Genomic DNA, 25,214 nt, shown 5'->3' on the forward strand with positions numbered 1-25,214 from the left:
GGCCTTCACGGCTTTGGGGCGCTGGGGGCGTTAGTTGGTGGGGCGGGCCGAGTAGTCGCCGCCGCGGCGCTGGCCCGGCTGGCGCTGGCCCGGCTGCTGCATCGCCTGGCCAAGGGACGTCGCCGTCGCGGTCTGGCCGTCGACCTTCGCCACCACCGTCACGTTCGTGTCGCCCTGCTTCACGTCGCCCGTCTTCTGCGTCGAGCCGTCGAGCGTGTACGTCTGCTTGTAGCCGTCCTTGCTGGTCAGCGTCACGGACGTGGCGCTCAGCTCGGTGACGTCGCCGGTCTGCAGCCGCTCGGTCGTGTAGCCGCCGTTCGGGTTCGCGACGACGAAGTCACCGTGCAGGGCCTCCCGCAGCGCGGCCATGCCACCGCCGAAGTTCCCGCCGGCGCCCTGGCCGCGGAACTGGCCGCCGCCGGGACCGCCCGGGCCGCCGAAGCCGCCGGGGCCGCCCTGCTGCGCGGAGTTGTCGGCGCTGCTGGTGCCCGCCCAGATCGCCGCGCCGCCGCCGGCCGCGATCACCACGGCGATGCCGGCCGCGATCGCCGTCTTCTTGCCGGACCAGCCCTTCTTCGGCGCGGCCGCCGCGGGGTCGCCCCAGTTCGCCGCGGCCGGTTGGCTCGCGGGTGCCGGCCCGCCCTGCGGCGGGGTGTTCGGCGTCGGCTCGGTCGTCATCGTGTCCTCCGGTCGTACCCACACTGGTCCAGCCCAGGCTCACCGCCGTGGCTGTGTTTGAGCTGTGCGAGGCGTCAGCGGGTCCTGTGGCTCCCTTACCCATCCGAACGACCTCACAGGGAACGCACAGCGAGCCCACAGCGAACCCGGTGGCGTGGCCGGGAAGATGGCACTATGACCGCTATGAACGCCACGTCACCCGGCCCCGGCAAGGCCGACCTGCGCCGCGCCGACGGGAGCCCCGTCCGGGTCCTCGTCGTCGACGACGAGGCGACGCTGGCCGAGCTCGTCTCGATGGCCCTGCGGATGGAGGGCTGGGAGGTGCGCAGCGCGGGCGACGGCACCGAGGCCGTCCGGATCGCGCGCGACTTCCGGCCCGACGCGGTCGTCCTCGACGTCATGCTCCCCGACTTCAGCGGCCTCGAAGTGCTGCGGCGCATGCGGTCCGAGGCGCCGCACCTGCCCGTGCTGTTCCTGACGGCGAAGGACGCGGTCGAGGACCGCATCGCCGGGCTCACCGCGGGCGGCGACGACTACGTCACCAAGCCGTTCAGTCTCGAAGAAGTCGCGCTGCGCCTGCGCGCGCTGCTGCGCCGGGCGGGCGGGGTGACCGGCGCGAGCGGGTCGTCACTGGTCGTCGGCGACCTCACGCTGGACGAGGACAGCCGCGAGGTGCACCGCGGCGGCGACCTGGTGCCGTTGACGGCGACCGAGTTCGAGCTGCTGCGCTACCTCATGCGCAACCCGAAGCGGGTGCTGTCGAAGGCGCAGATCCTGGACCGCGTGTGGAGCTACGACTTCGGCGGCCAGGCCAACATCGTCGAGCTCTACATCTCCTACCTGCGCAAGAAGATCGACGCCGACCGCGAGCCGATGATCCACACCATGCGGGGCGCCGGGTATGTCCTCAAGCCAGCGGGCTGAGCGGCGGCGGTTCGGGACGCAGCGGCCGTGGTCGTTGCGCCGTCGGCTGATCTTCCAGCTCGCCGCGCTGCTCGCGCTCGTATGCCTGGTCGTCGGTGTGGTGACGGAGTTCGCGCTCAGCGAGTTCCTGGTGCGCCAGCAGGACGACCGGCTCGCCGCGGCCACCGACCGCGCCAAGCACGGCGGTGAACGGCCGCCCTGGACCTACGGCGACGCGCCGCCGCCGGACCCGCTGCGGGCGCTGGGCCAGGGCGAGGGCACGCTCGCCGCCGTCCAGGTCGGTTCGCGGGGCACCGGGGCCGTGCTCGACTCCAGCGTGGGCTCGCCGACCAAGCGGCGGGCGCCGTACCGGCAGCTCGACGAGGGCCAGGTGCGGACGCTGCTGGCGTTGCCGTCCGACGGGAAGCCGCACAGCGTCGTCCTCAGCGGCAGCCTCGGGGCCTACCGCGTCGTCTCGACGGCGTCTCCCAGCGGCGACAAGACCGTCATCGGCCTGCCGCTGAAGGACGTCAACGAGACGCTCTGGCGGCTGGGCTTCATCCTCGGCGGCGTCGCGCTCGCCGGGATCCTGGTCGCGGGCGCGGTCGGCGCGGCGACGATCCGCCGCACGATGCAGCCGCTCGACCGGCTGGCGGCGACCGCCACGCGCGTCTCGGAACTGCCGCTGGACCGCGGTGAGGTCGCGCTGTCCGAGCGGGTTCCGGAGGCCGACACCAACCCGAACACCGAGGTCGGCAAGGTCGGCTCGGCGCTGAACCGGATGCTGCAGCACATCGCGAACGCGCTGACCGCGCGGCAGGCGAGCGAAAGCCGCGTGCGCCAGTTCGTCGCGGACGCGAGCCACGAGCTGCGGACGCCGCTGGCCGCGATCCGCGGGTACGCGGAGCTGACCCGGCGCAGCGGCGAGCAGGTGCCGCCGGACGTCGCGTTCGCGATGAGCCGCGTCGAGTCGGAGTCGCGGCGGATGACGACGCTGGTGGAGGACCTGCTGCTGCTCGCCCGGCTGGACTCGGGCCGCGCGGTGGTGCCGGAGTGGGTCGACCTGTGCCGGCTGGTGGCCGACGCGGTCGCGGACGCGCACGTCGCGGGCCCGGACCACAAGTGGCTGATGGACGTCCCGGGTGAGCCGATCGGCGTGCTCGGCGACGCGGGTCAGCTGCACCAGGTGGTGATCAACGTGCTGGCCAACGCCCGTACGCACACCCCGGCGGGCACGACCGTGACGACCACACTGTCCACTTCGGACGGTTTTGTGCGGTTGCGGGTGGCCGACGACGGCCCGGGCATCCCGCCGGAAATCCTCCCGGACGTCTTCGAGCGCTTCGCCCGCGGCGACAATTCGCGTTCCCGCGCGGCGGGCAGCACGGGCCTGGGGCTGGCGATCGTGGCGGCGGTGGTGAGCGCGCACCGCGGCCGGGTCGGAGTGCAAAGCCGTCCAGGCCGCACGGAGTTCGAGATCGTCTTCGCGGAGGCCCCCGCCCCGGAGTGACACCGCCGACGCGCCGCCCGCGCCGCCCACTCCGCCCAGTTGTCCACATCCCCCGAATTCCCTCCACAACCCCGCATCTTTCGTAGTGAAAGTGGCGTCTTGGGGGTGCCTCGCGCGATGGTGGGGGATGCACAGCGGGGGCACAGGCTCGGCACAAGTTCACCACAAGTGGCGCCGAGACGGTGGGGATCATGACGACCACCCTGTCGGCGCCCGAACACGCCCAGCCCGCGCCCCAGGCCGCCTCCGAACCGCGGTGGATCAAGCCTTCCGTGGGCGCGCTGCTGCTCGGGACCGGGCTGCTGTACCTGTGGGACCTGGCGAAAACGGGCTGGGCCAACGACTTCTACGCGATGGCCGCACAGGCCGGGACCTGGAGCTGGAAGGCCCTGTTCTTCGGCTCGCTCGACCCGGGCAACGTCGTCACGGTCGACAAACCGCCGTTCTCCCTGTGGGTCATGGGGTTGTCGGGACGGCTCTTCGGGTTCTCCAGCTGGAGCCTGCTGGTGCCGAACGCGCTGGCCGGCGTCGCGTCGGTCGGCCTGCTGTACCTCGCCGTGCGCCGGCTCTCCGGGCCGGGTGCCGGGCTGCTGGCCGGGGCCGCGCTCGCGCTGACGCCGGTCGCGGCGCTGATGTTCCGCTACGACAACCCGGACGCCTTCCTCGTGCTGCTGCTCGTCGCCGGCGCGTACTGCGTCGTGCGCGCCCTCGACAAGGCGAGCACCTGGTGGCTGGTGCTCGCCGGCGTCGCGATCGGGTTCGGGTTCCTCGACAAGATGCTGCAGGCGTTCCTCGTCCTGCCCGCGTTCGTGCTGGCGTACGCCGTCGCGGCGCCGACGTCGCTCGGGCGCCGGATCGGCCAGCTCTTCGCGGCGGCCGGCGCGGTGCTCGTCTCCGCCGGCTGGTGGGTCGCGGCCGTCGCGCTGTGGCCCGTCGCGGACCGGCCCTACATCAGCGGGTCGACCGACAACACCGTGCTGGAGCTGGCTTTCGGCTACAACGGGCTCGGCCGGATCTTCGGTGAGGGCCGCGGCGGCGGAAGCGGCGGCTCCACCCCGCCGGCAGGCGGCGGCTTCGGCGGCGGTGCTTTCGGCGGCCAGACCGGGCTGACGCGGTTGTTCGGCGGCGAGTTCGGCGCCGAGGCGTCGTGGCTGCTGCCCGCCGCGCTGCTCGGCCTGGTCGCGGGGCTGTGGTTCACCCGCCGCGCGCCGCGCACCGACGGGACCCGCGCGGCCCTGCTGCTGTGGGGCGGCTGGACGGCCGTCACCGTGCTGGTGTTCAGCTACATGAGCGGCATCATCCACCCGTACTACACGGTCGCGCTGGCGCCCGGGATCGCCGGCACGCTGGGGATCTCCGCGCGTGAGCTGTGGCGGGGCCGGGCCAACTTCGCGGCCCGCGCGGTGCTGGCCGTCATGCTCGCGGTGTCCGCGGTCTGGGGCTTCGTGCTGCTCGCCCGGACGCCGGACTGGCAGCCGTGGCTGCGGTACGCGCTGCTCGTGCTGAGCGCGCTCGCCGCGTTCGCGCTGCTGTTCGGCGCGGACCGGTTCCGGCGGCTCGGCCCGGTCGTCGCCGTGGCCGGCCTGTGCGGCGCGCTGCTCGGGACGGCGTCCTTCACCTTCGCGACGGCGGCGACGGCGCACTCGGGCGGCACGCCGTCGTCCGGTCCGGCGGTCGCGAGTGGACGCGGCTTCGGCGGCGGACGCGGTGGGTTCGGTGGGTTCGGCGGCGGACAGACCGACACCGCCGTGATCGACCTGCTGGAGGCCACGACGACGAAGTGGGCCGCGGCGCAGAGCGGCGCGATGCAGGCCGCCGGGCTGGCCCTCGACAGCGGCCGGCCGGTGCTCGCGATCGGCGGCTTCAGCGGCAGCGACCCGGCGCCGTCGGTGCAGCAGTTCGAGCAGTACGTCGCCGCCGGCGACATCCACTACTACGTCGCGGGCGGACGTGGCGGCTTCGGCGGTGGTCGCGGCACCTCGGGCGAAATCCAGACCTGGGTGGAGCAGAACTTCCCGGCCACGACCGTCGGGAGCACGACGGTTTACGACCTCACGAAATCGATCGGCTGATAGAAATAGCAATTGTTTCGGCCGCGTTAACAGTTGCGGAACCCTTCGACGAGTTCGCTGTCCGTGCGGTATTCGCGGATGCGGACACCTGTTCGAACGGGACGCCACTGGACGGCACATTCCGAACGATTGTTCGCTCGTCAGCGGGGGCCTCGATGATGATCGCGACACCCCGTGCCGACGTGTAACAACGCGGCCCTGCCGCCCGCGCGCCTGCACGGGCGGATCTCTTCGGGAGTGCGCGGATCTTGGCCGGACGGCCGACAGAAACTCTCGCGTACTTGATCTTGCGGACCCGTGAAGGCGCTGGTTGGCCCGGCTGAGTGTCACCCTTTCGGAGGCACTGGGAGGGCGTTGTGGGGATCTTGTACTTCTCGCTAGAGTCTCCGCCGGGAGAGGGACAAGGGGTGACTGATCCGGTGCGTGCGGTGCCGGGTTTTCACTGGGTGTAGGTACGCCCTGTCCGACTTCTCTCGCCTTGACCCGATCAGGTGCGTCTGGAAGAGAGCAGCGATGACCGTGCGCGGTGGCGCAGCTTTGCCCGAACCACCTCCTCATCGTCGCGGTAGGTAGACCTCCGTTCCCCCTTTGGTGTCGCTCCGCTCCACTTCCCCCGCCATCTGGAGTTTCGCTGTGACTTCCCGCTCTCGTCGTCTGCTGACGGCGCTCCTGACACTGCTGACCCTTCTCGGGGTCACCGCCCTGTCCGGCTGCAGTGACAGTTCCGCCTCCGGCGACGGCGGCAAGATCACGCTCGGGTTCAGCGCTTGGCCGGGGTGGTTTCCCTGGCAGGTGGCGCAGGAGCAGGGGCTGTTCGCCAAGAACGGCGTGAACGTCGACCTCAAGTGGTTCGACAACTACACCGACAGCATCAACGCGCTTTCCAGCGGCGCGATCGACGCCAACAGCCAGACCCTCAACGACACGCTTTCGTCGGCTTCGGGCGGCGCGAAGCTTTCCATCGTGCTGGTGAACGACAACTCGACCGGCAACGACAAGATCATCGCGCGGGACGGCATCACCGCCGTCGCCGACCTCAAGGGCAAGAAGGTCGCCGTCGAGCAGGGCACCGTCGACCACTACCTGCTGCTGCTCGCGCTGCAGGAAGCGAAGCTGACCGAAAAGGACATCCAGCTGGTCAACCTGCCGACCGACGCCGCGGCCGCCGCGTTCGTCGGCGGTCAGGTCGACGCCGTGGGCGCGTTCGCGCCGTTCACCACCAAGGCCCTCGAGCTCCCGGGCAGCCGCGCGATCTCGTCGTCGACGGAGTTCCCCGGCGCCATCCCGGACCACCTGGTCACTTCGCAGAAGCTCGTCAAGGAGCACCCGAAGGACGTCCAGGCGCTGGTCAACACCTGGTTCGAGACGCTGACCTGGATCAAGAACAACAAGGACGCGGCGGTCAAGATCATGGCCGAGCGCGGCGGGGTGTCCGACGCGGACTACAAGACCTACGACGCCGGCACCACGATCTTCACCCGCCAGCAGAACCTCGACGCGTTCACCCCGGGGGTCACCGCGCAGCACCTCGACTTCCAGGCGAACAAGATCGTCGACTTCATCGTGAACACCGGCCTCGCCCAGCAGCGGCCGTCGCTCGACGGCCTGTTCGACGACCAGTTCGTGAAGGCCGCGCCGCAGTGACCGGTCCCACCCAGCGCACCACCTCCGATGCCTCGGCCGACGCACGCGCGGCCTCGGAGGCCGAGGCGCTGGAGGCCGAGCAGGGGCTCGCCGAGCGTGTCCAGGCGGGCCGGGGCCGGGCGGACTGGACGCCGTTGCCGCGCCGGGCCGCGCCGAAGCCCGCGTCCCCGCTCTTCTCCCCGCGCACGCCGATTTCGGCGTCCACGCGGTGGACGCTGGCGGTGCTGTCGTTCGCGATCCCATTCCTCGCCTGGGTTGTGCTCAGTGTGAGCGGCGCCGTCGACTCGACGTTCCTGCCGTCCCCGGTCGCGGTGTTCCGCGCCGGGTTCGACATGGCGAGCACCGGCGAGCTGTTCGACGACCTGTGGGCGACCACGCAGCGGGTGCTCGAAGGCTTCGGCCTCGCGGTGCTCGTGTCGGTGCCGCTCGGCATCCTCATGGGCGGTTTCACCGCGGGGCAGGCGTTCTTCGAGCCGCTGATCGGGCTGCTGCGCTACCTCCCGGCGAGCGCGTTCATCCCGCTGCTGATCATCTGGCTCGGCATCGGCGAGCCGTCGAAGATCGCCATGCTCTTCATCGGGACGGTCTTCTTCAACACCCTGATGACCGCGGACGTCGTGCGCGCGGTGCCGAACGCGCTCCTCGACGTCTCCTACACCCTCGGCGCGCGCCGGGGCGAGGTGCTGCGCAAGATCGTCGTGCCGCACTCGCTGCCGGGCATGATCGACGCGATCCGGATCAACGCCGCCGCGGCGTGGAACTTCGTGGTCGTGGCCGAACTGATCAACTCCCAGGCCGGCCTGGGTTTCCGGATCGTGCGTGCGCAACGGTTCCTGCAGACGGACACGATCTTCGCGGTGCTCATCGTGATCGGCGTCGCCGGGCTGACCATCGACGTCGTGCTGCGCCTGGTGCGCACCCAGGTCGGGAAGTGGGCGGCATGACGCTCGAACTGCGGAACGTCGCCAAGGACTACACCGTGCGCGGCCGGGTGACGCGCGCCCTCGACGGCGTCGACCTCGAAGTGCTGCGCGGCGAGTTCGTCTGCGTCGTCGGCGCGAGCGGCTCGGGCAAGTCGACGCTGTTGTCGCTGGTGGCCGGGCTCATCGGGCCGACCGAGGGCGAGATCGTGCTCGACGGCGTCCCGGTGACGGGCCCCGGCCCCGACCGCGGGCTGGTGTTCCAGTCGGGCGCCCTGTACCCGTGGCGCAGCGTCGAGAAGAACGTCGCGTTCGGCCTCGAACTGCTCCCGATCGACGCGGCCGAGCGTGCCGAGCGGGTCGACTGGTACCTCGCCGAAACCGGGCTCGACGCGGTGCGCCGCTCGCTGCCGAAGCAGCTTTCCGGCGGCCAGAAGCAGCGCGTCGCGATCGCGCGGGCCCTGGCGTGCGAGCCGGAAGTGCTGCTGCTGGACGAACCCTTCGGGGCCTTGGACGTCCAGACCAAAGAGGACATGCAGGTGCTGATCCGCCGGATCTGGGCCGACACCGGCACCACGGTGCTGATGGTCACCCACGACGTCGAGGAAGCGGTCTTCCTGGGCGGCCGGGTCGTGGTGCTCGCCTCCGACCCGGGGCGGATCGCCGCCGACGTCGAGGTGGCGCTGCCGGCGGAACGGGACCTGGCGGTGAAGCGGGAGCCGCAGTTCCTCGCGCTGCGCGCCCGGATCGAGGACCTGGTCCGGGAGCAGCACCGCGGCCACGTCAGCCGGGTGGCCGCGGCCGAGTGAGAACGTGTTACGGGAAGGTGGCGGGATGAGGCACGGCAGGTCGACCGCGGAACGGGCGAGCGGCGGGGGTTTCCTCGCGCGGCTCGGCATTCGCGGCAAGCTGAACCTGCTGCTCCTGCCGCCGTTGGCCGCGGTGGTCCTGGTTTCGGTGCCGTTCGCGCTGACGCAGGCGAACAGCGCGACGGCGGCGTCCCAGTCGGCGACCGTGGCGCGGCACACCCAGCAGCTGGGTGGCCTGGTCTGGCAGCTGCAGCGGGAACGGCTGCTGACCGGCGCGTTCGTCGCGACGCCGTCGATGTCGCCGGACGAGATGACGACGCAGCACCGGGTGGTCGACACCGCCGTCGAGGACGTGCGGTCCTCGCTCGGCACCGACGCACCCGACGAGCTGTCGGCGGCGCTGACCCGGATCGGCTCGCTGAACGAGCTGCGGCAGAACGCCGAACGGCGCGGGGTCGCGCTCGACAGCGTGGCCCGCACCTACCACGCCGTGATCGGCGCGGTCATCGACTCGCTGCGGCTGGTGCCGCAGCTGACCAGTGACGCCGAGGGCACCCGAGAGCTGACCGCCCTCGAAGCGCTGCTGCGCGCGAACGAGGAGAACTCGTTGCGCGGCATGGCGTTGATCGTGACGGCGGTCGCGCCCGACGCCGGCAAGTCCATCCTGGACGACGCCACCCAGCAGGCGCCGATCTTCACCGACCGGTTCGTCCAGCAGGCCGACGACGCGTCCGACAGCGAGCAGGCCGCGCTGGTCGTCAACGTCGAGCAGAGCGAGGCCGGCCGCCGCATCGAGGACCTCGCCGCCCAGATCGACAACCCGCGTGACGCGGCCGCCACCGGCAAGTACGTCACCGATGTCCTCAGTGCGGCGGAAACCCAGGCGGGACAACGCAAGCTCGTACAGGAGAAGGTCACCGGCGAGATCGCCGACGCGGCGACCGGGCGTGCCGACTCGGCGACGCGGCTGGCCTGGACGGTCGGCCTCGGCGCGGGCGGGCTGTTCCTGCTGGTCGCGTTCCTCGCCGTCGCGGTGTCCCGCTCGATCGCCCGGCCGCTGCGGCGGCTGACCACCGCGGCGACGTCGGTCGCCGACCTGGCCGGCACCGAGCTCGTCCGCGTGACCGACACCGAGGAGGCCGAGGAGCAGGTCCCGCGGCTGGCCACGATCGACGTCACCTCCGACGACGAGCTGGGCAAGCTCGCCGCCGCGTTCAACCGGGTCCAGACGACCGCCGCCGAGCTGGTCGAACGGCAGGCCCTCACCCGGCGCAACACCAGCCTGATGTTCGCGAACGTCGCGAAGCGCACGCAGAACCTCGTCGGCCGCCAGCTCGCGCTGATCGACGAGGTCGAGCGCAACGAGCAGGACACCCGCCTGCTGGCCAGCCTCTACCGGCTCGACCACCTCTCCACCCGCCTGCGCCGCAACGCCGACAACCTGCTCGTGGTGTCCGGCACCCGCGACGAGACCCGCATCGCCGGCCCGATCGAGCTGTCGACGGCCCTGCGCTCGGCGCTCGCCGAGATCGAGGACTACCAGCGCGTCAAGCTCGGTGTCGTCGCGGAGATCCTGCTGTCCTCGGCCCTCGGTGCCGACCTGGTGCTGGTGTTCGCCGAGCTGCTGGAGAACGCGACGTCGTTCTCGCCGCCGGGCTCGACGGTCGAGGTGGACACGATGTTCCTCGCCGACGGCTCGTGCCTGGTGAGCATCGTCGACCACGGCATCGGCATGACCGAGGAGAAGATCTCCGCGGAGAACAACCGGCTCGTCGAGCGCGAACGCCTGGAGCTCGCGCCGACCAGCGTGCTCGGCCTGTTCGTGGTCGGCCGCCTCGCGCGGCGCCACGAACTGGGCGTCGAACTGCTCGCGACGCCGACGACCGGCGGCGTGACCGCGCGGCTGACGATCCCGCCGCCGCTGTTCAGCTACCGCACCGGACTGCTCCCGAAGGCCGAACCCGCGCCGGCGATCCCGGCGCCGGCGGCACCCCCGGTGGCCAAGCCGAAACCGCGGCACGCCGCCCCGGCGCCGGCCCGGCGCAAGTCGTCCACTTTGGACATGTTCCGGCCCGTCGAGCCGGAGCGCCAGAAGGAACTGCCGTCGCCGGCGATCCCGGCGCTGCTCGGCGCCGGGCACGCCAACGGGTTCGGCTGGTTCAACCAGCCGGCCCCGGTGTGGCCGGACGGCGAACCCGCCGTCGCCGCCCCCGCCATCGCCACGCCGGCCGCCGAAGAAGAACCCGGGGCCGAGTCCCGTGGCGGCCTGCGCCGGCGCGTCCGCGGCGCGCAACTGCCCAGCCCGGGCACGACCGCCGCGGTGGCCGGCGACACCAAGCCGCGGCACGACCCGGAGGCGACCAAGGCCGCGATGGACGGCTTCCAGGAGGCGTTCGCCAAAGCCGCCGAGTTCGCCAAAGCCGCCGAGTTCGCCAAGGGCGTCGAGGGCGGCGCCGCGGTCACCGCGCCGCCGACGGTCGTCACCGCGCCTGTGTCGGCGAACCCGGCGCCGCCGACCGTGGTCACCGCGCCGGTGCCGGCGACCCCGGCGCTTCCGGTGCGCGTCCCCGGTCCCGACCGGATCGCGCTCTCGGCCGCTGTCGCCCCGCCGCCGGTCACCGCCCCGATCTCGCGGGACGGCCTGACCCGGCGGGTGCCCGGCGCCCAGCTCGCCCCGGGCCTGCGCAAGCAGGAAGCCGCGGGCCGGCCGGCCGCCCGGCCCGTCGTCAACCGCACCAAGCGGGACCCGGCGGCCGAGCGCGCGGCGTTCGACTCGTTCGCCGCCGGCCTGGCCAAGGCGGACGTGCTTACGGCAGACACCCCGCCGCCAGGTGTGGTCGCCGGTCGTGTGATGGAACGAGAAGAAGAGAGCAGGAAATGAGCATCCCCGCAGCAGGTGTCAGCGTCGAAGCCCAGAACTTCAACTGGCTGGTGAGCCGCTTCGCGCAGCACACCGCGGGCGCGATCGCCGCCATCGCGGTCTCGGCCGACGGCTTGCTGATCGCGGTGTCCTCGGAGCTCGAGCGCTCCAACGCCGACCGCCTGGCCGCGATCTCGTCCGCCATGCTCGGCCTCGCCCACGGCGTCTCCGACAGCCACCCGCTCGGCGCGCCCGACAAGGTGATCATCGAGCTGGAGCACGGTTACCTGCTGGTCTGCACCATCAGCATCGGCTGCTCGCTCGGCGTCCTCGCCAACAAGCAGGCCAGCCTCGGCACGATCGCCTACGAGATGGCGATGTTCGCCAACCGCGCCACCGAGGTCCTCACGCCCGGGCTCATCGAGGAGCTGAAGAACAGCGTCGGTTCGTGATGGCCGAAGACCCCGACACCTCGCTGCTGCGGCCGTACCTGATGACCTCGGGGCGGGCGCAGCCGGTCGACCAGAGCCTCGAGATCGAGGCGCAGGTCATGACGTCCCGTCTCGGTGCGGCGTCGCACCCGAAGCTCACCTTCGAACGCCAGGAAATCGTCTCCCTCTGCCGCAGCACCATGTCGGTCGCCGAAGTGGCCGCCATGCTCGGCCTGCACATCGGCGTCGCGCGCGTGCTGGTGGCCGACCTCGCCGAGCTGGGCTACGTCGTCGTCCGCCGGCCGGGGAACCACAACTCGCACGACCTCGGCATGATCGAAAGGGTCATTCGTGGACTCGAAGCCATTCACTGAACCGGCCGCCCGCCCACCCGCCCCGGTCAAGATCGTCATCGCGGGCGGCTTCGGCGTCGGCAAGACGACGGCCGTGTCGTCGATCTCCGAGATCAAGCCCCTGACGACCGAAGCGGCGATCACGTCGGTGGCCGCGAACGTCGACCGCACGGGCCACGTCCCGGCCAAGACCACGACGACGGTCGCCCTCGACTTCGGCTGCATCACGATCGACGACGAGGTGAAGCTCTACCTGTTCGGCACACCCGGCCAGGACCGCTTCGGCTTCATGTGGCAGGACCTGGTCCAAGGCGCGCTGGGCGCGCTGGTGATCGTGGACACCCGCCGCATGGACGACTGCTACCCGGCAGTCGACTACTTCGAGAACGCCGGCCTCCCGTTCGTGGTCGCGGTCAACATGTTCGACGGCGCGCTCGGCCACAACCTGGAAGACATCCGCTGGGCGCTCGCCGTCAGCGAGGACGTCCCCCTGATCACGTTCGACGCCCGGCAGAAGCTCTCGGTGCGCGACGCCCTGCTGGCGGTCCTGCACAACACGTTCAAACGAGCCCGAGCCCAGGCTGGTGCGGGAGCCTGAGCACCTACCGCTACACTGATCCACGGACCCCGCGCGGCGTCCACCCTGTGAACTTCCCCAGGGCCGGAAGGCAGCAAGGATAAGCAGGCTCTGACGGGTGCGCGGGGTCCCCTTCTTTTCGGCCTCCTTGCTTCGGGGCTTCGCCCCTTCGCCGGGGCCTTCACTTCGTTCTTTCTCCCGGGGGCCGAGCCCCCGGACCCCCACGGTGCCTCACTCATGGCCTGACAGCGCTGCCGTGGCCGTGGCCGTGGCCGTCCTCGCGGCCTGATTGCGCTGCCGTGGCCTTCGTCGCGGCCTGCGTGCGCTGCCGTGGCCGGTCCTCGTGGCTGAGCGTGTTGCCGGGCCGTCCTCATGGCTTCCGGCGCTGCCGTGGTCTTCCTCAGAACACGCCCAGGATGTCTTTGGGGGGTTTTGGGGGTGGGGGTTTGTCCTCGTCTGTGATCGGCTTGGCTTTTCCGGCCAGTTTGGCCAGCTCGGGGCCCTCTACGCACCTTGCCGGGAAGGCCGCTGACGCTGTTCGGGAGGCCAGTGCTGCTGTGGGGACGCCTGTTGCCGATGCTGCGAACACCAGGTTTCCGAACCGGCGTCCTCGGAGTACTCCCGGGTCGGCCAGCAGTGCTATCTGCGGGAACACCTCTCGCAGCGTGGCCAGGAAGCGGCGGGCGAACGGGAGGCCCGCGCCGTCCGTGATGTTCGCCAGGTAGGTGCCCGTGGGGCGGAGGATTTCCGCTATCGCCCGCACCGACTCCAGGGTGGCCAGGCCGCCGGCCAGGGTCGCTTGCTCGAACGCGTCCACCACCACCAGGTCCGCGGTGTTCTCGCGGCGGGTCGCCAGGCCCTCGCGGCCGTCCGTGATGCGGACTCGCAGGCCTGGAACCTTCAGGCCCAGCTGGCTGCGGACCAGGTCCACCAGCTCGGCGTCCGCGTCGAAGACCAGCTGGCGGGAGCCCGGGCGCTTGGCCGCCACGTAGCGCGGGAGGGTGCAGGCCGCGCCGCCGATGTGGAGCGCTTCCACCGGGCCTGGTGGGAGGAGGTCGACGACGTCGCCGAAGCGGCGGACGTAGTCGAACTCCAGGTGGCTCGGGTCGTCGAGGTCGACGTACGACTGGGCGACCCCGCCCACCGACAGCAGCCACGCGTTGCCGCGGTCGGCGAAGCGCTGGAGTTCCGCCGTCCCGAACCGCACCGGGTACTGGCCCGGAATCGGTGCCGGCTTGCCTGTTCGACTCACGAAACCGAAGCGTAGTCGCGGTCGGAAACATTCTTGCCGGGCCGGCGATAAGGGAGCGGAAGATCAACGATCCGAGGGGGATCACCTTGCGTGTGAACGCAGTTCTCGTCGCCGCGGCCCTGGCCGTCGGCGTACTCGCGACGCCTGCTTCGGCGGACGTCCTGCCCGACCGGGTCCAGGCCGTCTCGCTGCTGGAGACCGGCGGCCCCGGCGTGGCCCGGGCCGCCGAAACGGCGTTGCTCGGCTCGCCGGCCGACCTGCAGGCCTTCCTGGCCACCGGCCGGTACCAGGCGAAGGACGACGACGACCGGGTCCTGGTCACCCAGGTCCTGTCGACCGGCGGCCCGGTCGCCAAGCGCGCCGCCCAGCAGGCGCTCAGCGGCACCATCGAAGACATCCGCGCGTTCCTGGCCACCGGCCTGCCCCGGGCCCGGGTGGCCGACGACCGGATCGCCGTCGGCCAGGCCATGAGCACCGGCGGCCCGACCGTGAACGCGCGTGCCCAGCAGGCGCTCGACGGCACGGCCGAGGACGTCCGGGCGTTCCTCGACCACGGTCTCCAGGCGGCGAAGGACGTCGACGACCGCGTCCTGACCGCCCAGGCCATGGCCGCGGGCGGGCCCGAGGTGAAGGCCGCCGCGCAGACGGCCCTCGACGGCGACCCGGCCGACGTCCGGTACTTCCTGGCCCTCTGGAAGCAGGTCGCCGCGGCCGGCGACGCCGAGCTCACCGCGGTCCAGGGCCAGGTCGACGGCGCGAAGGCGGCCAAGGCGCGGCACAACGGCGTCGCGGTCCAGATCGCGGCGAACCAGGCCGCGAAGCTCGCGTCGGACGCGCGGAAGGCGAACGCCGACCGGCTCGCCGCCCAGCAGGCGAAGAACCAGCAGGACGGTCAGGCCGCGGCGGGCGCCGAGGCCACCGCGCAGCAGCAGGCCAAGGAGGCCGCGGCCCGCGCCGCGCGGGCCAAGGCCGACAACGACAAGCTGCTGGCCGACGCCGCCGACCCGGCGCTGACGGTGCCCAACGGCCGTCGCGCGTCGGTCTACCTGCTGCGCAACGGCGGTGCCGCGGTCAAGGACGCCGCCCGCGCCGCGCTCAGCGGTACGGACGACGACGTCGTCACCTTCGTGCACAGCGGGCTCGCCGCTGCGCAGGAGATCGACGACCGTGCCGCCGTCGCGGCGATCGCGGCGGACCCGAAGGCCCGTCCGGGCCTGCGCCAGGCCGCTCGGGACGCGCTCGCGGGCCCGTACGCCGGCGTCGCCGCGCTGCTGCGCACCGGCGACTACCCGGGCCGCGACACCGACGACCGCGTCGAGGTCAACCAGATCCTGGCGGCCGGTGGCCCGTCGACGAAGCCGGCCGCCCAGAAGGCCCTCGACGGCACCGTCGCCGACGTCCGCGAGTTCCTGGCGCACGGCCAGTACGTCACGCACCTGATCGACCTGTCGGTGTACGCCACCCGGACGCTGTCGGAAGGGCCCGAGGTCGTCGCCGTCGCGCAGGGTGTGCTCGACGGTCCCGACTCGGCCCTGCAGGCGTACCTGGACGGCGAACTGCTCAAGGCACGGGCGCGTGACGCGTTCACGGCGCAGCACGTCGCCAAGGTGAACGCCCTGGTCGCCGAGGCCGCTGCCCTGGCCTGACCCGCACGGCGAAGGTTGTCGGACGGTCCCGGTAGTCTCGCGGCGTGGCTCTCGCGCTGTACCGCAAGTACCGTCCGGCAACCTTCGCCGAGGTCGTCGGGCAGGAGCATGTGACCGAACCCCTCCGCACGGCGTTGTCCGCCGGGCGGATCAACCACGCCTACCTCTTCTCCGGCCCGCGCGGCTGCGGGAAGACGTCGAGCGCGCGGATCATGGCGCGCTCGCTGAACTGCGTGAAGGGGCCGACACCGGACCCGTGCGGCGAGTGCAACTCCTGCAAGGCGCTCGCGCCGGAGGGTTCGGGCAGCGTCGACGTCACGGAGCTCGACGCCGCCAGCCACGGTGGTGTCGACGACGCCCGTGAGCTGCGGGACAAGGCGTTCTACGCCCCCGCCGAGTCGCGCTACCGCGTGTTCATCATCGACGAGGCGCACATGGTCACCACGCAGGGCTTCAACGCCCTGCTGAAGATCGTGGAAGAGCCGCCCGAGCACGTCATCTTCATCTTCGCGACCACCGAGCCGGACAAGGTGCTCACCACCATCCGCTCGCGGACGCACCACTACCCGTTCCGGCTGATCCCGCCCGGCGCGATGCGCACGCTGCTGGAAAGCAACGTCGCCGCCGAAGGCGTCGAGGTCGAGCCCGCGGTGTACCCGCTGGTCATCCGGGCCGGCGGCGGTTCGGCGCGCGACACGCAGTCGGTGCTCGACCAGCTGCTCGCCGGCGCTGGGCCCGACGGCGTGAGCTACAGCCGCGCGGTGTCGCTGCTGGGCGTCACCGACGTGGCGCTGATCGACGACATGGTCGACGCGCTCTCGACCGACGACGCCGGCACAGTGTTCGGCACCGTCGAGAAGGTCGCCGAAGCCGGGCACGACCCGCGCCGGTTCGCGACCGACCTGCTCGACCGGCTGCGCGACCTGGTGCTGCTGCGCGCGGTCCCGGAGTCCGCGGGTGGCCTGGTGTCGGCGCCCGAAGAGGAACTGGCGCGGATGGTCGGCCAGTCCGAACGTCTTGGCCTCGGCACGCTTTCGCGGTACGCCGACATCGTCCACAATGGACTCTTGGAGATGCGGGGCGCGACGTCCGCCCGGCTCGTGCTCGAGCTGCTGTGCGCGCGGATGCTGCTGCCGTCGGTCACCGAGGCGGAAAAGGCGCTGCTGGCGCGGATCGAGCGGCTGGAACGCCGCGCGACCGTCGCCGCCGGCGGTGGCGCGCCCGCCGAAGGTGGCGTCGAGCCGCCGATGCGGGCCGCGCCGGAGAAGGAGTTCTCGAGGCCGTCGCAGCGCCCGGCGTCGGCCGGCCCGGCACCGGTGGCGATCCCGGAGCCGCCCGCGGACGGACCGAATCCGCCGGCCCGGCCCGCTCCCGTGACGGCCGCTCCGGCTCAGCCCGCTGCCGCCCCGCCGGCTCATCCCGCGCAGCCTGCTGCCGCCCCGGCACCGGCCGCCGAACCGGCGTCCGCGAACGGCGGCTGGAGCACACCGCGCACGCCGGGTGGCGGGATCCCCGCGCAGCCGGCCGCGGCACCCGCCGCCGCGCCGAGCGACGCCAGCGGCTGGGGCGCGACCCGGACGCCGGGTGGGGACGCCCCCGCCCCGGCGGCCGAGCCCGAACCGGCGGCCGCCGCCGCACCCGCGGCGTCCGGTGCGCTGGACGCGGCCGGGCTCCGGAACATCTGGCCGCAGCTGATGACGGCGCTGCGCAAGTTCACCGGCGGCCGCAGCCTCGAGGCGATGCTCACGCAGGCCACAGTGGCGACCGTCGAGGGCAACGCCGTCACGCTGACCCACAAGTCCGAGCCGCTGGCCCGCAGGCTGTCCGACCAGGACAACGCCCGCAAGATCGCCGGCGCGCTGACCGACGTCCTCGGCGGCGACTGGCAGGTCCGCTGCGTCCACGGCAACGCCCCGGCCGCCGCGCCCGCGGCCCGCGCCCAGCAGGCGGCGCCCGCGCCGAAGCAGTCGTTCACCCGCCAGTCGGCGGCCGCCCCCGCGGCGCCCCCGGCCGAGCAGCCCGCCCGCCCGGCGGCCCCGGCCACCCCGCCCCCGCCGGCGCGGCCCAAGGTCACGACGGCCGAGCCGGACATCCCGCTGCCCCCGGAACCCTCCGACGAGGACGACGAGGACCTCTACAACGAGGACGCCAGCCCGGCCCCGCCGCCACCCCCGCCCCCGCCGGACCAGGACCCGGACGAGCTGGCCCGCCAGCTGATCTCGGATCACCTCGGCGCCCGCCCCCTGGACTGACCAAGGTCCGTGAAGGCCTCCTTACCGGCCGTAAGAGCCGGTAAGGAGGCCTTCACGGCTTTTCGGCCTGCGCCCCGCCCGCAGAGCCTGCCGACTCTCTGGGTCGGGGTCAGGAGGCCCAGGGGCCGATGCCGGTGACCCGGTCCGCCCTGACGCGGACGATCACCGCGGTCGGCGAGCCCTGGTTGCCCAGCAGGTACTTCTCGACGCCGAGGTAGCGCTGCGCCTGGCGGTCCATCAGCGCCGTGAACTCGTCGGCGATGTCCGGGCCGACGATCGACGCCGTGCCGCGGACCAGCAGGTACTGCGGCAACCCGCGGGCGTCGTGGCCGTCGTGGTCCTCGATCAGGACCGTCACGCGCGGGTCGTTGCGGATGTTGCGCACCTTGGGCCGGCGGCCCTCCATGCCCATCACGATCTCGTCGCCCTCGCGGCTGGCCCAGACCATCGACGTCTGCGGGGAGCCGTCCGGGTTGATCGTGGTCAGCACCGCGTTGAAAGGCCGTTCGAACAGCCGGTGGCTGCTTTCGGGGAGTTCCATGTCCCCGAGACTAGGAAGCCGGCAGGTACTCCTCGGTACCTTGGTGCCCATGGGTGACTTCCCGGGTGACGTCTTCCTCGTGGACTGCCCGGCCCGGCCGGCGATCGAGATCATCGCCGACAAGTGGGCTGTCGTCGTGGTGTTCGCGCTCAGCGGCGGCACGGCGAGCTCGTCGACTACAGCCTGACCGACCTCGGGCAGACGCTCGTCGAGCCGATCGGCGTCCTCACGAAGTGGGCGACCCGGCACGGCGAGGCCGTCGTCGAGGCTCAGGAGGCCAGGTAGGCCTCGATCGCCGCGGCGATGGCGGACGCGAACTGCTGCCGCCCTTCGGCGCTCGACATCCGGGCCGCCTCGGCCGCGTTGCGCATGTTCCCGCACTCGACGAGCGCGATCGGCCGCGTCGAGAGGTTCAGGCCGCCGAGGTCCGAGCGCGCCGAAAGGCCGTTGCCGCCGATGTAGTTCGACGCGCTGAAGCCGCTGGTGCGCATCGTGTCGCGCAACGTCTGGGCCAGCCGCGTCGACGGCGGGCCTTGCGCCGCGTTCAGCGGCGGCGACGAGTAGGCGACGTGGAAGCCGTTCGCCCCGGGCGAGTTCGAGCCGTCGGCGTGGATCGAGACGACGGCGTCGGCGTTCGCGTCGTTGCCGGCCGCCGCCCGCTTGTCGACGCACGGGCCGACGCCGGTGTCGTTCTGTCGCGTGTAGACGACGCGGATCCCCTTGGCCGACAACGCTTCTCCGACCCGCTGGGAGACGTCCCAGGTGAACGCGTGCTCGGGGTAACCGGCGTTGGTCGACGTCCCGGTGGTGTTGCACGGCTTGGTCTGCCCGCGTCCCGCGGGCACGAGCCGGTTGATCTCGGAGGGGTGCGAGCCGTTGCCGCCGTTGTGCCCGGGATCGAGCACGACGACCTTCCCGGAAACCACCGGCGGCGCGCTGGAAGGCGGCGCGGGTGGTGCGACCGACGACGGCGAAGGCGTGACGGTCGCCGGCGTGGGTGTGACGGTCCGGGTGACGACGGGAGCGGGCGCGGGAGCCGCCGGGGTGTCTTCTTCGCAGCCGGTGAGCAGCAGGGCACCGGCCAGCAGGAGGGGAGCAATCGCGCGTCGCACGGCGACCACGGTGCCACAACCCGGGCCCGCCCGTGGCGCGACTACCCTGGTGGTGACACAGGCGTGCAGAGAGGACCGAGTGCGATCATGGTGCAACCCGGCGGCGGCTTCGACATTTCCCAGCTGATGCAGCAGGCCCAGCAGATGCAGCAGAAGCTCGTCGAGGCGCAGGAGGAACTCGCCAACACCGAGGTCACCGGCACGGCCGGCGGCGGGCTGGTCACCGCGACCGTCTCCGGTGACAGCCAGCTCAAAAACCTCCAGATCGACCCGAAGGTCGTCGACCCGGACGACGTCGAGACCCTGTCCGACCTGATCGTGGCGGCGGTCCGCGACGCGTCGGCGAGCGCCCAGAAGCTCACCGAGCAGAAGCTCGGCCCGCTGGCCGGCGGCCTCGGCGGCGGTGGCGGCATGCCGGACCTCGGCGCCCTCGGCTTCGGCGGCTGACGAACTTGTACGAAGGTGTCGTCCAGGACCTGATCGACGAGCTCGGGCGGTTGCCCGGGGTCGGGCCGAAGAGCGCCCAGCGGATCGCGTTCCACCTGCTGGCCGCGGACCCGGTGGACATCTCCCGGCTGCAGGACGTCCTCGGCAAGGTCAAGGAGGGCGTGCAGTTCTGCGAGGTCTGCGGCAACGTCTCCGAGCAGCAGCGGTGCCGCATCTGTCGCGACGAGCGCCGCGACCTCACGGTCATCTGCGTGGTCGAGGAGCCGAAGGACGTCCTGGCGGTCGAGCGCACCCGCGAGTTCAAGGGCCGCTACCACGTTCTGGGCGGCGCCCTGGACCCGTTGTCGGGCATCGGCCCGGAGCAGCTGCGGATGCGCGAACTGCTCAAGCGCATCGGCGAGGCGGACATCACCGAGATCATCATCGCGACGGACCCCAACACCGAAGGCGAAGCGACGGCGACGTACCTGGTGCGCATGCTGCGCGACTTCCCGGGGTTGAGCGTGACGAGGCTGGCATCGGGGCTGCCGATGGGCGGTGACCTGGAGTTCGCGGACGAGCTGACCCTGGGCCGCGCGCTCTCGGGCCGCCGTGTCCTTTGACGGCCGCCCGGTCGAACCGATCCGGACGTTCATGGTCACCGTGCGGGGCCGGGAAGCGGGTTACGTCGACATCAGCGACTGCGCCGAGCTGCCCCGGTCGCGGCGGGTCGACCCCATGACCGGTGTGATCGAGCTGACCATCGGTGAGGTCGCGGTCTTGGACCGGAACTTCCACGCGGACGTCGAGCGACTGTGGCGCACCATCGCCGACCTCGTGGCGCAGTACCGCCGGGAGGGGCGGGCGGAGACCGGGCTGTGGGACGAGTTCGGTGTGCTCCGGCTCGAACCGGTCCCGGGCGGGCTGGTGCGGTTCACCCTGGCGTTCGACAGCGGCCTGAGCCGGACCGCCGTCGCCGTCGAGGAAGATCTGCTCGCTGCCCTCGCCTTCGGCGGTGTCGAGTTCTTCGAAAAGCTGGGGCAGCTGGCCGGCGGCTTCCACGACCAGGACATCGAGAAGCTCACTGGTCGAAGCGGCGCAGGCCGTAGAGGTCCATCAGCCTGATCACCTTGTTCGCGTACTCCGGGTCGGTGGCGTACTTCCGCGCCACCGCCCGGATGAACGCGTCCGGGTCTTCGCGCGCCGGCAGCGCCGCCGCGTAGTTCGAGGAAGTCGTCAGCAAGCGCCCGTAATCACGGAATGAGTCGTCCACCGACGCGTACGAGCGGAAAAACGCGTCGACGGGATGGCACGGCGCCGGAACGCATTCGGACGTCTGGTAGCGCGCGCACCGCAACGCGATGGGGCCCGGGCTCGTCGGCCGGACGCACTTGAAGCCGAAGTAGTTCAGCTCGGCCGTCGAGAGTTTGCTGCGGCCCCAGTTCGACTCCAGGATCGACTGCGCCACCGTGACCGACGCCGGGATGTCGTACGCGGCGCGGATCCGCAGGGCGATCGGGGCCGCCGTGCCGACGTACGCCTGTTGGTAGCCCGCGTCCAGCGCGGCCGCGCGAACCGAGCCCTGGTCGATCGGCGGGACGACCAGGAGGACGGCCGCCAGCCCGAAGTGGATCATGGGGGCAAAACTGCCCGATCCGCGCCCGGCCGGCGACCGGCGTCACTCCAAAGAGGCGTCAGCAGTAGCCGAGCTGCGCCAGCGTGTCCACGATGATCTCGGACGGGTGGTACTTGTCCATCCAGGACTCACCGCGGCGGTTCTGGTAGGTGTCGAGGAAGTTCTGCAGCTTGTCGCCGCGCATTTCGGTGAGCACGACGGTCTCGCCGAGGTGCTGCGGCGTCTCGGTGCGCTCGCGGTGCACCGCGCACGGCAGGCCGAGGTAGTAGCACTCCGCCGAGAGACCACCCGAGTCGGTGACGACGTACTCGGCGCGCGCGACCAGCGGCAGGAACTTCAGGTACCGCATCTTCGGCTGCGCGATGAACTTGTCGTCGAACAGGTTGTCCAGGCCCAGCGAGCGGATCTTCTCGCGCTCGGGCGCGCCGGCCATGTACAGGATCGGCATCTGGCGGCTCTGCTCGCGCAGGATCTCCAGCACCTCGCGGTACTTGTCCGCGCGCGAGACCAGCTCGAAGCGGTGCAGCGTGGCCAGGCCGAACTTCTCCGGCAGGTTCGGCACGTCCAGCGGCTGGTTGATGGCCAGGCGCATCGCGTCGATCGCGGTGTTCGCCTCGGTGTCGACGACGACGCCGCGGGCGTTGCGCAGGTTGTTCACCTCGCGGATGCTCGGTGCGAAGTGCATGTCGACGATCTTCGCCGCGATCTTGCGGTTGAGCTCCTCGGGTAGCGGCGACAGGATGCTGCCCGAGCGCGCGCCGGCCTCGACGTGCCCGACGCGGGACTTCAGGATGCGCTTCCCGATCAGCGAGCCGTACGGCGTGGTGAACGTGTCGCCGTGCACCAGCACCAGCGGCGGCCGGCCGTCTTCGGTCAGGGCGGCGCGCAGCTCGTGGCGGCGGCTCCAGGCGGTGCGCATGACCTGCGCGGCCCAGCCCGGGACCTGCGACGGCGACTCGAGGTTGTGCGCCTTCTCCTCCGGCACCAGCCAGACGTCGGGTGCCGGCATGTCCAGGTCGGCCAGGACGTCGGCCACCTCGTCGACGTGCTGCGCGGTGAACCAGATCTTCGGCCGCATCCCTCGCTCGCGGATCCCGTGGTAGACGGGCGCGATCTTGATCAGTTCCGCGGTGGTGCCGAGAATGAAGGAAATCACCGTGAAGGCCCATTTCTGGTCGGGTGCGGTGGCGCAAGGATACTGGCCGACCCGCCGCGGAGGCCGCCGGGTAGCCTCGGCCCGGTGAGTGCGAACCCGCTCCTCCCCTCGCTCAGCGTCGTGATCCCGGTCTACAACGAGCAGGACTGGATCGAACGCAGTGTCGGCGCGCTGCTCGCCTCGGCCGAGGCGGCGAACTGGCCGATCGAGGTCGTCGTGGTCGACGACGGCAGCACCGACGCCACGCCGTCCCGGCTCGACGAGCTGCGCGAACGCCACGGCATCACGGTGCTCGGCCAGGCCAACAGCGGCCGGTTCGAGGCCCGGCGGGCGGGGATCGCCAAGGCGTCCGGGGAGCGGATCCTGCTGCTCGACAGCCGTGTGGTCGTCGACGAAGGCGCGCTGACGTTCCTGCGTGACCAGGTGGTCGACCACCCGGAGCGCGCGGTCTGGAACGGCCACGTCAACGTGGCGTCGGAAACCAACCCGTACGCCGGGTTCATGGCCGGGCTGGTGAAGATTCCCTGGCGCCGCTACTGCGCGGATCCGCGCCTGATGTCCTTCGGCATCGACGAGTTCGACCTGTTCCCCAAGGGCACCGGTTTCTTTTCCGCACCGCGCGAGGTCCTTGAGGCCGCTTCGGACGCGTTCGTCTCGCTCTTCGACGACGTGCGCTTCGCCAGTGACGACACCGGTGTGCTGCGCTGGATCGCCGAGCGCCACCGCATCTTCCTCGCACCGGAGTTCTCGGCCACCTACCACGGGCGCGACAGCTTCAAGAAGTTCGTCGCCCAGTCGTACTTCCGCGGGACGACCTTCGTGGACTCCTACCTCGGCTCGCCCGGGCCCGCGCGCAACGGCCTGTTCGCCGCGTTCGGCGTCGGCCTGCTCGGCCTCGGCGTGGCGCTGCGGCGCCCGAAGACGGCCGTCGCGCTGGCCGCCGCCGGGTCGGCCGCGGCCGGGGTGGCCGTGACCCGCTTCGGGGCGACGACCGCCGAGGCCAAGGCCGTGGCCCGGCTCGCGCCGGTGTTCGGCGCCGGGTTCGGCGCGGGCGCCGTCCGCGGCCTCGTGATGGCGTTGCGGGCCCGCCGCAACCGGCGATGAGCAGCCCGGTGACCGGCGATCGCGAGCTCGCCAAGGAGACCGGCCGCTCGGCCGGGAAGATCGGCGTCTCGCTGCTCGTCGCGATCGGGCTCGGGTACGTCCTGACGCTGCTCGCGACCCGCTGGCTCGGGCCGGAGAACAGCAAGGTCTTCCTCTCGTTCTGGGGCATCCTGATGGGCCTCGGCAGCGCGCTGTCGCCGCTCGAGCAGGAGCTGTCCCGCCAGTCCGCGGTGGCCGCGCTCGACGGCGGCCGCGCCGGCCGCCCCGCGCTGCGGGCGCTGACCATCGGCGCGGTGACGGTCGCCGTCGTCGCCGTCGTGACGCTCGTCGTGCCCGTGCTTTCGGACCGTCTCTACGCCGGCAACACCGCCCTCGGCGTCATCGTGCTGTGCGGGGCGATCTCCTTCGCCTGCCAGTTCGCCGCCCGCGGCCTGCTCGTCGGGCAGCAGCGGATCCGCCCGTACTCCTGGCTGGTCATCGCCGAGGCCGCGGTCCGCGTCGTCGTGCTGTTCGGGATCGTCGCCGCCGGGCTCACCGGCCTGACGTCGTTCGCGATCGCCGCGGCGGCCGGGTCGTTCGCCTGGCTGCTGTTCGTCCGGCCGGTGACCGGGCTCGTCGACCCGCACGCCGAGGGTGAGGGCTGGGGGCCGGTCACCGCGCGGATCCTGATCCTGATGGCCGGCGCGGGCCTGACCGCCAGCGTCATCACCGGCTACCCGGCGATGGTGAGCCTGCTCGCGCCGGGCGGGTCCGACGCCGACGTCGGCGTGCTCTTCGCGACGCTCACCGTGTCCCGGGTGCCGCTCCTGCTGCTCTCGCCGCTGCAGGCGCTCGCCGTCCCGACGGTCGTCCGGCTGTCCGGCACGGCCGAGGGCATGCACCGCCTCCGCCGCCTGCTGGCGCTGGGCGCGGTCGGCACGGTCGTCCTCGGCGTCGTCGGCGCCCTGGTCGGCTTGCTCATCGGGCCGTGGCTGGTCGAGCTGCTCTACGGCGCCAAGTTCGTCGCGCAGGGCTGGTGGGTCGCCTGGATGGTCTGGGGTGCGGTGGTGCTCACGGCGCTGCAGCTGATGACGGCCGTGCTCGTGGCCCGCAAGCAGGCGAACAAGGTGCTGGTCACCTGGGCGGTGGTCGCGGTCGCGACCGCCGTGACGCTGCTGGTGGTGCCGGGTGACCCGATTCTCAAGGCCGTCGCCGGCCTGGCCGCCGGTCCCACGCTGGGATTGGCCGTCGTTCTGGTGTTCGTCTTGCGGCGCCCGGGCAACTTGCCGGCCGGTTCGAACGTCACAGTAGGGTGACCCGGGGCCGGACCACCGGGACTGGATCGGCGTGAAG

At 71.9% G+C, this 25,214-nt stretch carries 24 protein-coding genes and 1 other RNA gene; 19 read left to right on the plus strand and 6 right to left on the minus strand.

Annotated features, from left to right (window positions below):
* Positions 1–30 precede the first annotated feature (30 nt).
* Positions 31–678, minus strand: a complete 648-nt coding sequence (locus OG494_RS39400) for a hypothetical protein (RefSeq protein WP_328447523.1) — start codon at positions 676–678, stop codon at positions 31–33.
* 174 nt (positions 679–852) lie between these two features.
* On the opposite strand from OG494_RS39400, the gene OG494_RS39405 reads away from it, so the two are divergent.
* The 11 genes from OG494_RS39405 (at position 853) to ffs (ending at position 12,894) form a co-directional block, all read left to right on the plus strand.
* The gene (locus OG494_RS39405) at positions 853–1,602 is read left to right on the plus strand and encodes a response regulator transcription factor (protein ID WP_328447525.1); all 750 of its coding nucleotides are present in this window, start codon (positions 853–855) and stop codon (positions 1,600–1,602) included.
* Positions 1,580–3,091, plus strand: a complete 1,512-nt coding sequence (locus OG494_RS39410) for a sensor histidine kinase (RefSeq protein ID WP_328447526.1) — start codon at positions 1,580–1,582, stop codon at positions 3,089–3,091. The genes OG494_RS39405 and OG494_RS39410 overlap by 23 nt, the downstream gene beginning before the upstream one ends.
* 191 nt (positions 3,092–3,282) lie before the next feature.
* A complete protein-coding gene (locus tag OG494_RS39415) occupies positions 3,283–5,163 on the plus strand; it encodes a glycosyltransferase family 39 protein (RefSeq protein WP_328447528.1) in 1,881 nt (626 codons plus the stop codon).
* A 633-nt stretch (positions 5,164–5,796) separates the two neighbouring features.
* Positions 5,797–6,807, plus strand: coding sequence for an ABC transporter substrate-binding protein (locus tag OG494_RS39420; RefSeq protein WP_328447530.1), 1,011 nt, complete (start codon positions 5,797–5,799; stop codon positions 6,805–6,807).
* A complete protein-coding gene (locus tag OG494_RS39425; protein WP_328447532.1) occupies positions 6,804–7,751 on the plus strand; it encodes an ABC transporter permease in 948 nt (315 codons plus the stop codon). The genes OG494_RS39420 and OG494_RS39425 overlap by 4 nt, the downstream gene beginning before the upstream one ends.
* Positions 7,748–8,536: an ABC transporter ATP-binding protein gene (locus OG494_RS39430; RefSeq protein WP_328447534.1), complete on the plus strand. Its 789-nt coding sequence runs from the start codon at positions 7,748–7,750 to the stop codon at positions 8,534–8,536. Before OG494_RS39425 ends, OG494_RS39430 begins: the two co-directional genes overlap by 4 nt.
* 25 nt (positions 8,537–8,561) lie before the next feature.
* Positions 8,562–11,417 (plus strand): sensor histidine kinase, encoded by a 2,856-nt coding sequence (locus OG494_RS39435; protein ID WP_328447536.1) that lies wholly within the window; start codon positions 8,562–8,564, stop codon positions 11,415–11,417.
* Positions 11,414–11,848 carry a roadblock/LC7 domain-containing protein gene (locus OG494_RS39440; RefSeq protein ID WP_328447538.1) on the plus strand — a complete coding sequence of 145 codons (435 nt, stop codon included), beginning with the start codon at positions 11,414–11,416 and terminating at the stop codon, positions 11,846–11,848. Before OG494_RS39435 ends, OG494_RS39440 begins: the two co-directional genes overlap by 4 nt.
* Positions 11,848–12,201: a DUF742 domain-containing protein gene (locus OG494_RS39445; protein ID WP_328459163.1), complete on the plus strand. Its 354-nt coding sequence runs from the start codon at positions 11,848–11,850 to the stop codon at positions 12,199–12,201. Before OG494_RS39440 ends, OG494_RS39445 begins: the two co-directional genes overlap by 1 nt.
* Positions 12,179–12,778 carry a GTP-binding protein gene (locus tag OG494_RS39450; RefSeq protein ID WP_328447540.1) on the plus strand — a complete coding sequence of 200 codons (600 nt, stop codon included), beginning with the start codon at positions 12,179–12,181 and terminating at the stop codon, positions 12,776–12,778. The genes OG494_RS39445 and OG494_RS39450 overlap by 23 nt, the downstream gene beginning before the upstream one ends.
* Before the next feature lie 21 nt (positions 12,779–12,799).
* Positions 12,800–12,894: signal recognition particle sRNA small type (gene ffs, locus OG494_RS39455), an RNA gene on the plus strand.
* Positions 12,895–13,157: 263 nt separating this feature from the next.
* Here the strand turns inward: ffs and OG494_RS39460 are convergent.
* Entirely contained in the window at positions 13,158–14,009 is an 852-nt protein-coding gene (locus tag OG494_RS39460) for a spermidine synthase (protein ID WP_328447542.1), read from the minus strand.
* A gap of 92 nt (positions 14,010–14,101) precedes the next feature.
* Here OG494_RS39460 and OG494_RS39465 point away from each other — a divergent pair, with 92 nt between their 5' ends.
* Both OG494_RS39465 and OG494_RS39470 read left to right on the plus strand, forming a co-directional pair.
* Positions 14,102–15,655 carry an ALF repeat-containing protein gene (locus OG494_RS39465; RefSeq protein WP_328447544.1) on the plus strand — a complete coding sequence of 518 codons (1,554 nt, stop codon included), beginning with the start codon at positions 14,102–14,104 and terminating at the stop codon, positions 15,653–15,655.
* 44 nt (positions 15,656–15,699) lie between these two features.
* The gene (locus OG494_RS39470; protein WP_328447546.1) at positions 15,700–17,907 is read left to right on the plus strand and encodes a DNA polymerase III subunit gamma and tau; all 2,208 of its coding nucleotides are present in this window, start codon (positions 15,700–15,702) and stop codon (positions 17,905–17,907) included.
* A 109-nt stretch (positions 17,908–18,016) separates the two neighbouring features.
* Here the strand turns inward: OG494_RS39470 and OG494_RS39475 are convergent, their stop codons facing one another.
* On the minus strand, positions 18,017–18,448 hold the full coding sequence (locus OG494_RS39475; protein WP_328447547.1) for a TIGR03618 family F420-dependent PPOX class oxidoreductase: 432 nt from the start codon (positions 18,446–18,448) through the stop codon (positions 18,017–18,019).
* Between the two features lie 49 nt (positions 18,449–18,497).
* Between OG494_RS39475 and OG494_RS48510 the strand changes: the two genes are divergently transcribed.
* Positions 18,498–18,635, plus strand: coding sequence for a hypothetical protein (locus OG494_RS48510; protein ID WP_442874338.1), 138 nt, complete (start codon positions 18,498–18,500; stop codon positions 18,633–18,635).
* Between the two features lie 82 nt (positions 18,636–18,717).
* On the opposite strand, the gene OG494_RS39485 is transcribed toward OG494_RS48510, so the two are convergent.
* On the minus strand, positions 18,718–19,569 hold the full coding sequence (locus OG494_RS39485; protein ID WP_328447549.1) for an N-acetylmuramoyl-L-alanine amidase: 852 nt from the start codon (positions 19,567–19,569) through the stop codon (positions 18,718–18,720).
* A 78-nt stretch (positions 19,570–19,647) separates the two neighbouring features.
* Between OG494_RS39485 and OG494_RS39490 the strand changes: the two genes are divergently transcribed.
* From OG494_RS39490 to OG494_RS39500, 3 genes are read left to right on the plus strand one after another with little or no spacing between them, the layout of a single operon-like run.
* Positions 19,648–20,007 carry a YbaB/EbfC family nucleoid-associated protein gene (locus OG494_RS39490; RefSeq protein WP_247017138.1) on the plus strand — a complete coding sequence of 120 codons (360 nt, stop codon included), beginning with the start codon at positions 19,648–19,650 and terminating at the stop codon, positions 20,005–20,007.
* A gap of 5 nt (positions 20,008–20,012) precedes the next feature.
* Positions 20,013–20,609: a recombination mediator RecR gene (recR, locus tag OG494_RS39495; RefSeq protein ID WP_247058945.1), complete on the plus strand. Its 597-nt coding sequence runs from the start codon at positions 20,013–20,015 to the stop codon at positions 20,607–20,609.
* Positions 20,610–20,640: 31 nt separating this feature from the next.
* Positions 20,641–21,111, plus strand: coding sequence for a hypothetical protein (locus tag OG494_RS39500; protein ID WP_328447555.1), 471 nt, complete (start codon positions 20,641–20,643; stop codon positions 21,109–21,111).
* Here the strand turns inward: OG494_RS39500 and OG494_RS39505 are convergent.
* Positions 21,068–21,622: a glucosaminidase domain-containing protein gene (locus tag OG494_RS39505; protein ID WP_328447557.1), complete on the minus strand. Its 555-nt coding sequence runs from the start codon at positions 21,620–21,622 to the stop codon at positions 21,068–21,070. The genes OG494_RS39500 and OG494_RS39505 overlap by 44 nt on opposite strands.
* A gap of 58 nt (positions 21,623–21,680) precedes the next feature.
* The gene (locus tag OG494_RS39510; RefSeq protein ID WP_328447559.1) at positions 21,681–22,778 is read right to left on the minus strand and encodes a UDP-N-acetyl glucosamine 2-epimerase; all 1,098 of its coding nucleotides are present in this window, start codon (positions 22,776–22,778) and stop codon (positions 21,681–21,683) included.
* Positions 22,779–22,862: 84 nt separating this feature from the next.
* On the opposite strand from OG494_RS39510, the gene OG494_RS39515 reads away from it, so the two are divergent.
* Both OG494_RS39515 and OG494_RS39520 read left to right on the plus strand, forming a co-directional pair.
* Entirely contained in the window at positions 22,863–23,882 is a 1,020-nt protein-coding gene (locus OG494_RS39515; RefSeq protein ID WP_328447561.1) for a glycosyltransferase family 2 protein, read from the plus strand.
* An 8-nt stretch (positions 23,883–23,890) separates the two neighbouring features.
* A complete protein-coding gene (locus OG494_RS39520; RefSeq protein ID WP_442874339.1) occupies positions 23,891–25,177 on the plus strand; it encodes a hypothetical protein in 1,287 nt (428 codons plus the stop codon).
* Positions 25,178–25,214: the final 37 nt, after the last annotated feature.

The sequence above is a fragment of the Amycolatopsis sp. NBC_00438 genome, assembly GCF_036026695.1.
Lineage (GTDB): Bacteria > Actinomycetota > Actinomycetes > Mycobacteriales > Pseudonocardiaceae > Amycolatopsis.

Excerpts from the sequence above, each read along its gene's own strand:
- OG494_RS39400 (WP_328447523.1), bottom strand. The coding sequence starts at position 678 with ATGACGACCGAGCCGACGCCGAACACCCCGCCGCAGGGCGGGCCGGCA.
- OG494_RS39405 (WP_328447525.1), top strand. The coding sequence starts at position 853 with ATGACCGCTATGAACGCCACGTCACCCGGCCCCGGCAAGGCCGACCTG.
- OG494_RS39410 (WP_328447526.1), top strand. The coding sequence starts at position 1,580 with ATGTCCTCAAGCCAGCGGGCTGAGCGGCGGCGGTTCGGGACGCAGCGG.
- OG494_RS39415 (WP_328447528.1), top strand. The coding sequence starts at position 3,283 with ATGACGACCACCCTGTCGGCGCCCGAACACGCCCAGCCCGCGCCCCAG.
- OG494_RS39430 (WP_328447534.1), top strand. The coding sequence starts at position 7,748 with ATGACGCTCGAACTGCGGAACGTCGCCAAGGACTACACCGTGCGCGGC.
- OG494_RS39435 (WP_328447536.1), top strand. The coding sequence starts at position 8,562 with ATGAGGCACGGCAGGTCGACCGCGGAACGGGCGAGCGGCGGGGGTTTC.
- OG494_RS39440 (WP_328447538.1), top strand. The coding sequence starts at position 11,414 with ATGAGCATCCCCGCAGCAGGTGTCAGCGTCGAAGCCCAGAACTTCAAC.
- OG494_RS39445 (WP_328459163.1), top strand. The coding sequence starts at position 11,848 with ATGGCCGAAGACCCCGACACCTCGCTGCTGCGGCCGTACCTGATGACC.
- OG494_RS39475 (WP_328447547.1), bottom strand. The coding sequence starts at position 18,448 with ATGGAACTCCCCGAAAGCAGCCACCGGCTGTTCGAACGGCCTTTCAAC.
- OG494_RS48510 (WP_442874338.1), top strand. The coding sequence starts at position 18,498 with ATGGGTGACTTCCCGGGTGACGTCTTCCTCGTGGACTGCCCGGCCCGG.
- OG494_RS39490 (WP_247017138.1), top strand. The coding sequence starts at position 19,648 with ATGGTGCAACCCGGCGGCGGCTTCGACATTTCCCAGCTGATGCAGCAG.
- OG494_RS39500 (WP_328447555.1), top strand. The coding sequence starts at position 20,641 with ATGGTCACCGTGCGGGGCCGGGAAGCGGGTTACGTCGACATCAGCGAC.
- OG494_RS39505 (WP_328447557.1), bottom strand. The coding sequence starts at position 21,622 with ATGATCCACTTCGGGCTGGCGGCCGTCCTCCTGGTCGTCCCGCCGATC.